The following is a 12,144-nucleotide window of genomic DNA, read 5'->3' on the forward strand; positions in this document are numbered from 1 at the left end:
GAGTGTAACAGGCTTTTTTAAGTTTTCCTATTCTGCAAATGGAAAAAGCAGTACCGATATGGTGAATCTCAGCAATCGGTACCGCCAAATTAATTCCTTATTAATACTTTGAACTTGTACTTAAATCCTGTTCAAATTCATCTTCATAATCAAATGTATCAACGAAAGAATCATCATACTGTGTTGTAGCAGTATTGGAAAGTCTAAATTTATCTACCAATTCCTTCAACAACTGAGCCTGTCCACTCAATTCTTCAGATGCTGCTGCACTTTCTTCTGCCGTTGCAGAGTTACTTTGAACAACACCAGAAATCTGCTCAACAGCAAGAGTCACCTGACTTACAGCGGTAGCTTGCTCTGTGGATGCATCCACAATTTGTTCTACCAATTTTGTTACTGAGTTGGTGCCCTCAACAACCATGCTCATGGCTTTTTCTGTGCTTTCAGCCATGCCCGCACCCTTTTCTACTGCATCTACAGTTTCCTCAATTAAAGCCGCTGTGTTTTTCGCAGCTTCGGCAGATTTTCCTGCAAGGTTACGTACCTCATCGGCAACAACTGCAAATCCTTTGCCTGCCTCCCCTGCACGTGCTGCTTCAACAGCCGCATTTAGAGCAAGAATATTTGTCTGGAAAGCAATGTCATCAATTGTTTTAATAATTTTGCTGATTTCTTTTGACTTGTCACTGATGGTCTCCATCGCAGTTACCATGTCTCTGATTTGGCTACTGCTTGCTTCAACCTGACCTTCTGATGATTCTACTACAGATTTTGCATTGGCTGCGTGTTCAGCGTTTTTCTTAACCTGTTCAGAAATTTCCATAATAGTTGCAGAAAGTTCCTCGATAGAAGATGCCTGCTCAGTAGCCCCCTGGGACAACCCTTGCGCAGCAGAAGCAACCTGATCGGACCCGGCAGAAACTTGGGCTGACGCCTGATTGATTTGAATCAAAGTGCCGCTAAGTTGTTCTTTAATTCCACGCATAGCCAATAAAACTTTTCTAAATTCCCCATTATACTGATCTTCACACTGGGTTGAAATTTGGAAATTCCCCTGCGCCATCTGGCCAAGAACATAGCCAACGTCGCTTATGAGTGTCTTAATATTGGCTGCAGTCTGGTTAAAGGATTCAGATAACCTTCCGATTTCATCCTCGTTATCAACATCCAAGTGAATATCGAAATCACCTACAGAAAGGCTTTCAGCGGCCATTACTACACCACCCACAGGCTTAAGCATTTTTCTTAGTAAAATAAATACTACGGCGATAATAATCGCCAATGCCAATACAGATATAATTAACATTGTTATTGTAAGGTCGCTAACATCCTTATTCAAATCTGCTGTATCCAAAGAAGATTGTGCCCACCAAACCTGTGTACCACAGTTAATGGGATTGAAGTGTCTTGTAACCTCTGTTGTAGAACCATCTACGTGAGTAGAAGAAGTTACCATTTGAAAAGGTGCCTTTGTGGCAAAGCCTTCAAACAGTTCCTCCATAACCTCTGGTGTGTTATAGTCTTTCATATTAACCCCAACTACTTCATCAGAGGTACTGTCGTAAACATATACAGCATCTTGTGACAAAATATTGGCAAACATGGATGGATATTTTTCGTTTGTTGCATTAATTTTAGAAAAGTTAGATACCGAAATATCAACATTTACAACACCCTTAACTTTATTATTAAAAATTATAGGGTAAGAAATTGTACTTACGTTTTCCCCATTATATTCCCAAGGATCTGTTATGTATGGCTGCTGTGTTTCCTTTGCAATACGATAGAAATCCTCATTGGAATAATTTGCAGATTCACCTTCAATTTTTACACTTTTTTTCTTTGCCAGTTCTTCGTCAATATAGATTGCATAATCCTTAACGGATGGGTCAAAAGCATAGGGTTCAAAGAATATCCCCACACCAGTTATATCATCATTATTTGTTACAACACTCCACGCCGTGTTTAACACATAATCTTCCATAGTGGCGCTTACTTCTTGCAAATTAGCATTATATACCCTACTAGGCTTTGTAATAGCTTTTTGCTCTGCTGTAAGGTTACTTGCAGTCTCAAACTTATTTTGCAAATAAAACTGCATATCCTTTGCAGTGGCATTAGCCTGATTGATAATACCTTGTACAATCATAGCATTTTTTGATGAGATTCCGTCAAATTCACCATCAATTCCAGATTTTACTGCTTTACTTGCTTGAATTACTGAAGTAGATACCAAGATCGTTAACAATACCGTTAGGGTTACCCCTAAAACAACTGCTATTTTTGTTGCTAGTTTCATTCTTCTTAACATTCTAAACCTCCGTATAAAATGATCAAAGACACCAAAATAATAATTACCCATTGTAATTAACTATTTCTTTTCTTCCAACTTGATAGCCCATCTAGGAATAATAAGACTCTCTTGTAATCCTCGTATTTCTGATTTTTCTTTTGTTTACAAAATATGAGCACCCTAATCCTTTTTTACTACTGTTCTCCTTAGACTAGATTTTTCCCTGCTCTCAAAAAAAGAAAAGAATCGTTAGATATGATTATGGTAAAATCAAGATTACTTTTTCTCTTTGCCAGAGCAAGAAATTCAGAATAGCGTTCTACATTATAAATAAATAAAAAAAATAAGAGAATGATGTAACATTAAGTTTTTCTCAAATTTAAAAATAGTGTACGATGAATATACAAAACCACTTAAGCAGTTCTTGAACATAAACTGAAAATATCCCAGGAATACCTATCACTTAACCTTAAAATAATTTGCAAAAGCTTAATTAAAAGGTTATTGATAATATTATGACAATCCTCCTTTCCCATATATCCAGGTATCCTCTTTGCTTGCATATAAATTGGGAATGAATAGCAATAATTAATAACAATCCAATAATAGTATAATTCGAAAGTTGTCATAATTCAACGAATTGTCTTGCAAAAAACCCACAAATTTCTTTTTTTGTATGAACCTGTAATATACAATTATCACAAACTTTAAAAAAACCAAAAAAAATTTTATTACTTTTGTTATTTTTTTGGTTATACAGTATATTTTTCCTACAAATAAACAGGAACTTTTTCTATATTCAAATGATAGTTACATATATTTAACTACTAGCTAATTTAATCTAATCATAGTTTAAAGGAAGCTACCATCTTACGAAATGACGAAGAATAAGGAGTTACACCTTTTCCATGTCCTTCTAATATAAGTTAATACCCCCTACCTTTTGCTTTAAAAAATTTATTGTAACTTTGGAACTGATAGCACCCATAGAATAATCAGATAAACCAACAAAAGAATTTTTATTTGATTTCGAATTTAACTTCGGTTTGTTGGCGGAGTGATTCCCGAAACGTTTCAATCTTCCTATTGAAGAAGAAGTAGACATAATTTTTCTTAAATGCACCATTCTTATAAAAGGTAGTATGCATAATCGTAACATCTTCTTTGGGAATAAACCGTTAAAACACCACGAACTTAAGTCATCTTAATATTAGTAAATATTGTAAGAAGGCAACTGTGGTTATCCTTGTGGCTTGATTAACAATGATTTTGCTTAGTTCTCCTTCCCTATCCCTCCTTATTGTTTCTATAAGGGTGTCCTTTTTTGCTCACAAATTGAAATAAAAAGACCCCGTCACAATAGAAACGAGGTCTTACTATTTAGAATGCGATTCGAAATACTATTTATCTCTTAACTGGGCATCTAATTCCGATGCCAAGCCGTTTAAAATTTCCTGCATTGCATCAGCAATATCGGTATCTGCCAATGTTCTTTCTGCACTACGGAAAGAAATAGAGTATGCTACTGATTTATAACCTGCTTCAATCTGTGCGCCTTTGTAAACGTCAAACAGCTCTACGTTTTCCAAATATTCGCCACCATTTTTCTTGATAATGTCGCTAATTTCCTTTACAGTAATATCTTCTTTTACAAGCATAGCGATATCTCTTGTCATTCCAGGGAATTTAGGCAATGGCTTGTAGGTAACATTTTTATCTGTATAGCCAATGAGTTTCTCCAAATCTAAAACTGCCAGATAAGCCTTTGTACCGATTTCATAATTTTTGGCAACCACAGGATGTACTTCACCTAAGTAACCGATGGTATCTCCGTTTACTTTCACGCTTGCAGTTCTTCCAGGATGCATCCAAGCAATATCATTTTCAGGCAAATATTCCACAACATCAGTCATACCAAGTACATTCACCAAATGTTCAACAATACCCTTTAAGTCAAAGAAATCCATATTTCCGTACATACCTACGGTCAATGTAGGAATTTCGTGGGGCAATTCTGTCAAGGGCAGCGATTTTGGCATATAAACTCTAGCAACTTCAAATAAGCCAGCCTGTTCGTTACGTCTATTATAATTTGTAGACAAGGATGCCAAAATGCCATTGAAAGAAACAGTACGCATGATGCTGTAATCTTCACCCAAAGGATTAGAAATGGTAATGGTTTCTCTCAACTTGCTGTCAGCGGGAATGAGCAGCTTATCAAATACCTTTGGGCTTTCAAAGCTGTATGTCATGGCTTCACAAAGGCCGTCGGAAATCATGGTGTCCTTAACCAATGTAGTGATATTTTGCTCATAAGTTTTCTTACCAACTGTTGGTGTGCCTGCCGCTAAAGTGGCTTCAATTTTGTCATAACCATAGAAGCGGGCAACTTCTTCTGCCAAATCCGCCTGTGCTTCCAAGTCAGGACGGTAAGTGGGTACAGTTACTGTATGGTTTGCACGATCAACAATTAAGCCCAAACGCTCAAAAGTTGCCTGCATTTCATCTTCGGAAATATTTGTCCCAAGGAATTTGTTAATCCATTCCGGTGAATAGGAAAGTTCCCAAGGTTCACGCTTATTTGGATAGGAGTCCACCATACCTGGTACAACTTCACCAACACCAAGCATTTCAACAAGTTGAACGGCACGGTTTACGGCATCTAACGCCAAATTAGGGTCTAAACCTTTTTCATACTTGCTAGAAGCATCTGTACGTAAGCCAACATTTTTTGCTGTAATACGCACATTGGGACCATTGAAGTTTGCGGATTCAAATAAAATCGCCTCTGCATCTTCGCTAATCATGGAGTTTTCGCCCCCCATAATCCCTGCAATGGCAACCGCCTTTTGAGGATCTGCAATAACCAGCATGGATTCGTTCAATGTTCTTTCTACGCCATCCAAGGTAACGATTTTTTCGCCAGCCTCTGCATTTCTAACGATGATTTTTCTATCAGCAATACAATCAATATTAAAAGCATGCATAGGCTGACCCATTTCCAACATAACGTAGTTCGTAATGTCTACGATGTTGTTGATGGGGCGTACACCTGCGGCTCTTAATCTCTTACGCATCCAACGAGGAGAAGGACCAATTTTCACATTCTTCACGGCTCTTGCAATATATCTAGGGCAAAGCTCAGGGTTCTTGATTTCCACGGAAATCATCTCTTCAATCTTGCCTTCCCCCTCTTCTTTTACAGTGATTTCAGGATATCTAAATTCACCTTTGTAAGTTGCAGCAGTTTCACGTGCTAAACCTAAAATACTAAAGCAATCAGGGCGGTTAGAAGTAATTTCAAATTCAACCACAATATCTCTAATATCTAATAAATCAACAACATCTTTGCCCAATTCCACTGCTTCGGGGAAAATATAAATACCATCTTCAGGTGCTTCGGGGAAATCATGATTATCACAGCCCAATTCTTCAACAGAACAAAGCATACCCTCAGACACAACACCACGCAAAGTGCCAGTCTTAATTTCTTTTCCCCCTGTAATCACCGCACCATCTAATGCAACTGGTACATAGTCCCCTACTTTCACGTTCTGGGCACCTGTTACGATGGTTAAATCCTTGCCCTGTCCAGCATCAATGGTGCAAATCTGCAATTTATCCGCATCGGGATGCTTTTCAATAGCCTTAATATAGCCAGTTACAATGTTCTTAATTTCCTCTGCTAAAGTAGTGTAGCCTTCTACTTTAGAGCCGCTCATTGTAATATCTTCAATATATTCTTTCATGCCTACGTTTACATCGGCATATTCTCTTAACCAGGAAATCGGTAAATCCATGATAATAACTCTCCTTTCAAATAAAAGCTTCTCTCGGTATGTCTTAGAACTGCTTCAAGAATTTCACGTCGTTTTCAAACAACAAACGCATATCTGTAATGCCGTAACGCTGCATAGCAACACGTTCCAGACCCATACCAAAAGCAAAACCACTGTATACTTCAGGGTCAACGCCACTCATTTTTAATACTTTAGGATGAACCATACCACAGCCTAAAAGCTCGATATAGCCTTCGCCTTTACAAACACGACAGCCTTCTCCGCCACAAGCAAAACAAGTTACGTCCATTTCCGCACTGGGCTCTGTGAATGGGAAATGGTGAGGGCGGAAACGAACCTTTGTGTTTTCACCGAATAATTCTTTTGCGAATACGGCTAACGCACCTTTTAAGTCGCCCATAGTAATATTCTTATCGATTACAAGGCCTTCTAACTGATGGAATACAGGAGAATGGGTTGCATCCACCTCGTCAGAACGGAAAACAGTACCAGAGGAAACCATACGAATAGGCAGTTTGCCAGTTTCCATAGTACGCACCTGAATGGGAGATGTTTGTGTTCTCAAAAGAATACCATTGCCAATATAGAAGGTATCCTGTTCATCTCTTGCAGGATGATTTGCAGGGATATTCAATGCTTCAAAGTTATAGTATTCCTGTTCAACTTCAGGACCCTCGATTACTTCATAGCCCATTCCCATGAAAATATGATTGATTTCATCAATAACGATGCTCATAGGGTGCTTATGGCCATCTGGCTGTACCCTGCCAGGCATCGTAACGTCGATTTTTTCTTTTTCCAAACGATAAGCAATTTCAGCCGCTTCCAAGCGTTTCTTTGCTTCTTCCAGTTTATTTTCAATATCCTGTCGCACTTCATTTGCCAACTGGCCAATGATGGGACGTTCCTCAGCGGAAAGCTTACCCATTTCCTTTAAGATGGCTGTTAATTCGCCTTTCTTCCCAAGGTATTTTACCTTTAATTCATCAATGTCTTTGATTTCTGTTGCTCCATGAAACGCTGCAATGGCCTTATCATGGATCATTTTCAGTTTATCCTTCATAACACTTCTCCTCTCACTTACTTTTAACCAAAAAAAATAGCCCTCATCCGACAAAGGGACGAAGACTTCCGTGGTACCACCCAAATTCCTGCAAACACAGGCACTCAAAATGCGTAACGTGCATGACACGGACTTCCCTACTATTGTTCAGGAAACCAGCTCCAGTGGGAACTTCTACAAACTCCTGTGCCAAAGCGCTTTCAGCCGATGACGCTTTCTCTCTGATGCCCTTTGTTTGTATACTTTTCACTTTCATAGCTATTTTAATATTTCAATATAAAAATTATTCTATCACAACAAGCTAGAAAGTCAAGGCAAAAACCAGATTTTTATGAAATTATCAGAATGAGGTAATAAAAAGGAAGTAAAATTAATGTTTACTCCCTTTCCCAACTCACTATGCTTCTTCAAAATTATTTACGGCTTCAAACATCTTATTCATCACAGCTTTAAGGTCTTCATGGCCATAATACTTTATGAAAATCACCTTTCTCCCTATTCTTCCAAAGAACATTTGGGTATTATCGGTCGAAACTAGTGTTGCCTGATCAAATTTTGTATCCAATAATTCATGATATTCAATCTTTTCATAGTGATTCCTTTCTGTATGATAATCGATTATTTCCTCAAACAGAGGCTTGGCAAGAAACTGAAACCGCATGCGATAAAACTCTGTTTCCATGGATGGAGAATAGGTTCCTGAGTTATCTTCCCACATCTGCCCTTCTATCAGCCCTCGTTCTTCTACATTGTAGACTTGAGGTGCTAATTCAGACCAGTGATATGATATATAGTTTTCATAAGGTCCTTCAGATTCATCATCATATTCAAAAGAGAAATCAGGATTCTTTTCTAATTCTGTTATAGAAATTGTAGGAAGATTCCCATCGTACTCCAATAGACTTTTTTCCCAAGACGCATTTATTGCATAGGAATTTATTGAGAACATTGGAATAAGGATCAACAGTGGAAGCACAAATTCAAAACAATGCTGATATCGGGGTTTATAACGATGATTATGATTCATTCTTACCCCTGATTCCAATTGCTCCTTTAGTCGTTTCATTTTCCTGTAATCTCGATGACTATGAATAATAGTAAAGACAAACAGGATAATTATCGTAACTTTTGAAGTTAAACCACCATATTCAGTACTGAAATAAAGGGGACGATCATTGATAAAGCTTGAATAAAGTATCATTCCTCCAGAAAATAAATAAAGGGCCGTTATCAACCAGAAAAGAAACTTTAATTGCTTATTTAAAAAGTCAAAGGTCTCCCCTTGGGTAACTGAATCGGTATGTATTTCCGTTGCATCCTCCCTTGTTGATTTAAATACATGAAACAAACCAGTCGTACAAATATATTCCCACCCCTGTTCCTCATAGAATAGGAGCATTTCTTGTGCCGGTTCTTCACGCTGTTTCCTGACAGGCTCTAAGCGATACTTGGTTTTTTCAGGAGTGCCCTTTTCGAAGGAAGTGAGTATCTTGATTTTTTTTATGAAATATCCTTTTGATGCCATATGGGTAAGATATGCTTCTACTTGGGTAATATCATATATACTTACGGGCATCAGTCTTTTTACTAATCTCATAAAATATCCTCCTCGCTGTCTAAAATACAGGTTTTTAACCGTAATAGTTCATCCTTAAACAGACTTATCCCCTTTTCTGTAATTCCATAAAATCGCTTTCTTCCTTCTACCGCTGTTTCTTCAATGATTTTTTCATCTTCAAATCGTGCCAAAATTGTATAAAGTGTTCCTGGGCCAATTTTCACCCTACCCTTTGTCTTGTTTTCAATATACTGGGTCACATCCGAACCGCACATTTCCTCTTTACAAAAAGCCATCAAAATGTAGTACATGCTTTCTGTTAAACCATCAAACGCTTTTTTAGCCAATTTATCGCCCTCCATAATATCAATAAATGAATATCATATATCGATATTGTCAATTGTTTCTTGTTCTGTTTGAAATTGAAGGCATAGCTAAAAATAATTGTTATACACCATAGAGTTACGGTCTGTTGTTCACCAAAAACCTTTACTTATAACTTTTTGTTTTCGGCGAGAAATTTGCTACCATACTGTACGTATAGATTTATCCCTTAAACACAGAAACCATTACAGTTAAATATTTTTTTATAATAAATCAAGGTGGTACTACAAACTGTAGTCCACCTTTTACTTATTCGTAGCTAATTAATGCTTGATATCAAAGGGTTTCTCAGCCAAATTGCCTATGGGCTCTATGTGATATTTTGTACTTTCTCCTGCACCCCGTTCAAAACAAGCAAAATCCATCACTTTTTTTATAAATAAGCCTTGTTTTGCCATATGAGAAAAATAAGCCTCAACTTGAGCATTGTCATAAAAATTAACAGGTAATAGTCTTAAAACCATAAAAATGCCCCCATAAACATAGCAATATTCATTTTATGAATTATCCTTTAACCGCTTCATATACTCCTTCATTCTTCGCTCTACCCCACTGTCAGAAAGCTCATAATAAACCGTCCCAACTAGCTCATCGGGTAAATATTGCTGTTTTACATAATGGTTCGGATAGGCATGAGCGTATTTATACCCCACACCATTGCCCATTTCCTTAGCACTGCTATAACTACTATCCTTTAAATGAGGTGGCACTGAACGGATGCGAACCTTCTTCACGTCCTCCAACGCTTTATTTATTCCCACATAGGCTGCATTGCTTTTAGGTGCACAGGAAACATAAGTTACCGCCTGTGCTAGGGCTATCCGCCCTTCAGGCAGGCCAATAAAGTCAACGGCTTGCATCGCCGCGACAGCCACTTGTAAAGCATGAGGGTCTGCATTACCCACGTCCTCCGAAGCACAAATGACCACACGACGGGCAATAAATTTGGGGTCCTCCCCTGCATAAATCATCTTTGCCAGATAGTACAATGCTGCATCAGGGTCAGAACCTCGCATACTTTTAATAAAGGCAGAAATGGTATCATAATGGTTATCACCATTTTTATCATAATTCAATGCCCGCTTCTGAATACACTCTTCGGCAACAGGCAGGGTGATACGGATTTTACCATCCTTCTCTTTTTCCGTGGTTAGAACAGCAAGCTCCAATGCATTTAGTGCAGTCCTAGCGTCACCATTGGCAGTGTCAGCAAGAAAAGCCAATGCATCTTTGTCAATTTCTGCTTGATATGCCCCCATGCCCTGCTCCATATCATCAATTGCCCAGCGCAAAAGCTGTTCAATATCCTTTTGTTCCAGCGGTTTTAACTGAAAAATGATGGAGCGGGAAACAAGAGCCTTATTCACTTCAAAATAAGGGTTTTCTGTGGTGGCGCCCACCAAAATTATGGTGCCATCTTCCACATGGGGCAAAAGAGCATCCTGTTGGGTTTTGTTAAAACGATGAATCTCATCGATAAATAGGATGGTTTTTGTGGCATACATCCCCTGTCTATCTTTCGCATCAGAAACCACTTCTTTAATATCTTTAATGCCCGCAGTTGTTGCATTAATTTGTCGAAACTCGCTTTTTGTTGTATTGGCAATAATCTTTGCCAGCGTTGTTTTTCCTGTTCCTGGTGGACCGTAAAAAATTACGGAACTGATACGATCGCTTTTTATGGCTCGGTATAACAACTTACCCTTCCCAACAATATGCTCCTGACCCACAAATTCCTCTAAGGTTTTTGGCCGCATACGTGCAGCCAAAGGGGAGCCTTCGTTGCCCCTTAGACTTCTGTTATATTCAAATAAATCCATTTTCTCACCGCCTTGTTATTTCGTTAAGAACAAGCAAGCATCGCCAAAAGAAAAGAACCGATATCTTTCGTTAACAGCCTCGGCATAAGCAGCCATGGTTAAGTCTTTTCCTACCAAAGCCGAGACCAACATAATTAATGTGGATTCTGGCAAATGAAAATTTGTAATCAAACAATCCACTACCCTAAACTCATAACCGGGATAAATAAAAATCTGAGTCCAGCCGCTTTTCGCCTGAACCATTCCATCTTCATCAGCAACAGATTCCAAAGTTCTTGTACTGGTTGTGCCAACGGAGAAAACTCGTCCATTATTTCTTTTTGTTTGATTAATGATATTTGCCTGCTCTTGTTCCACTACATAATATTCCGAATGCATTTCATGCTCTAAAATATCCTCGGCTTTTACTGGTCGAAATGTACCCAGACCAACATGTAGAGTTACACGGGCTACGTTCACGCCCATTTCTTCAATTTCCTTTAAAAGCTCAGGGGTAAAATGAAGCCCCGCTGTAGGCGCCGCGGCCGAGCCCTCATGCTTTGCATATACTGTTTGGTAACGCTCTTTATCCTCCAAACGATGGGTAATATAAGGTGGCAAGGGCATTTCTCCCAACTCATCTAAGATAGCTTCGAATACACCATCGTAGATAAAGCGAATCATTCGGTTACCGCCCTCAATCACTTCCAAAATTTCTGCAACTAATTTTCCACTGCCAAAAGAAATTTTATCCCCTGGTTTTGCTTTTTTTCCTGGGCGCACCAAAACCTCCCATGTATCTAAATCTTTACGTGTTAAAAGAAGAATCTCCATAGCCGCTCCTGTACCAACTCGTTCACCGTACAAACGGGCAGGTAAAACACGGGTATCATTGATAACCAAACAATCCCCTGCATGCAAGTATTCCTTAATATCTTTAAAGTTTCTATGTTGCCACTTTTCTGTGTCCTTTTCTACCACTAAAAGTCTAGATGATGATCTGTCTGCCAGTGGTTCTTGTGCAATTAATTCTTCTGGTAAATCAAAATAAAAATCACTTGTTTTCATATTTAACTCCTCAACCTATATTACTTCTTCTTTAAGATAGTTTTTACCATCTTCTTAGAATGTTTCCACATTCATAAATCGTATCTTCATAATTCAAAACACAGCGAATAACAGATAAGCTCATTCAAAACAAATGAACCTATCTGTCTCAAAAAGGTAAGCCATTTTCCGCTTTTCCG

At 38.3% G+C, this 12,144-nt stretch carries 8 protein-coding genes and 1 other annotated feature; all 8 genes read right to left on the reverse strand.

Features of this window, described 5'->3' with window-relative positions; all coding sequences use genetic code 11:
- Positions 1 to 100: 100 nt before the first annotated feature.
- The 8 genes from RBQ60_RS08445 to queA all read right to left on the reverse strand — a co-directional run bounded on the left by RBQ60_RS08445 (position 101) and on the right by queA (position 11,965).
- The gene (locus RBQ60_RS08445; RefSeq protein WP_307883271.1) at positions 101 to 2,311 is read right to left on the reverse strand and encodes a methyl-accepting chemotaxis protein; all 2,211 of its coding nucleotides are present in this window, start codon (positions 2,309 to 2,311) and stop codon (positions 101 to 103) included.
- Positions 2,312 to 3,693: 1,382 nt separating this feature from the next.
- Positions 3,694 to 6,093 (reverse strand): phenylalanine--tRNA ligase subunit beta, encoded by a 2,400-nt coding sequence (gene pheT, locus RBQ60_RS08450; protein ID WP_307883272.1) that lies wholly within the window; start codon positions 6,091 to 6,093, stop codon positions 3,694 to 3,696.
- Between the two features lie 43 nt (positions 6,094 to 6,136).
- Positions 6,137 to 7,156 (reverse strand): phenylalanine--tRNA ligase subunit alpha, encoded by a 1,020-nt coding sequence (gene pheS, locus RBQ60_RS08455; protein WP_331654174.1) that lies wholly within the window; start codon positions 7,154 to 7,156, stop codon positions 6,137 to 6,139.
- A gap of 51 nt (positions 7,157 to 7,207) precedes the next feature.
- Positions 7,208 to 7,421: a binding site (T-box leader), on the reverse strand.
- Positions 7,422 to 7,553: 132 nt separating this feature from the next.
- Complete coding sequence (locus RBQ60_RS08460; protein WP_307883273.1) at positions 7,554 to 8,753, reverse strand: DUF2812 domain-containing protein; 1,200 nt, start codon at positions 8,751 to 8,753, stop codon at positions 7,554 to 7,556.
- A complete protein-coding gene (locus RBQ60_RS08465) occupies positions 8,750 to 9,061 on the reverse strand; it encodes a PadR family transcriptional regulator (protein WP_307883274.1) in 312 nt (103 codons plus the stop codon). Before RBQ60_RS08465 ends, RBQ60_RS08460 begins: the two co-directional genes overlap by 4 nt.
- A gap of 300 nt (positions 9,062 to 9,361) precedes the next feature.
- Positions 9,362 to 9,562, reverse strand: a complete 201-nt coding sequence (locus RBQ60_RS08470; RefSeq protein ID WP_307883275.1) for a hypothetical protein — start codon at positions 9,560 to 9,562, stop codon at positions 9,362 to 9,364.
- A 33-nt stretch (positions 9,563 to 9,595) separates the two neighbouring features.
- Positions 9,596 to 10,918 carry an AAA family ATPase gene (locus RBQ60_RS08475; protein WP_307883276.1) on the reverse strand — a complete coding sequence of 441 codons (1,323 nt, stop codon included), beginning with the start codon at positions 10,916 to 10,918 and terminating at the stop codon, positions 9,596 to 9,598.
- Between the two features lie 15 nt (positions 10,919 to 10,933).
- Positions 10,934 to 11,965, reverse strand: coding sequence for a tRNA preQ1(34) S-adenosylmethionine ribosyltransferase-isomerase QueA (gene queA, locus RBQ60_RS08480; RefSeq protein WP_307883277.1), 1,032 nt, complete (start codon positions 11,963 to 11,965; stop codon positions 10,934 to 10,936).
- Positions 11,966 to 12,144 lie beyond the last annotated feature (179 nt).

The sequence above is a fragment of the Anaerotignum sp. MB30-C6 genome (genome assembly GCF_030908465.1).
Classification (GTDB): Bacteria; Bacillota; Clostridia; order Lachnospirales; family Anaerotignaceae; genus Chakrabartyella.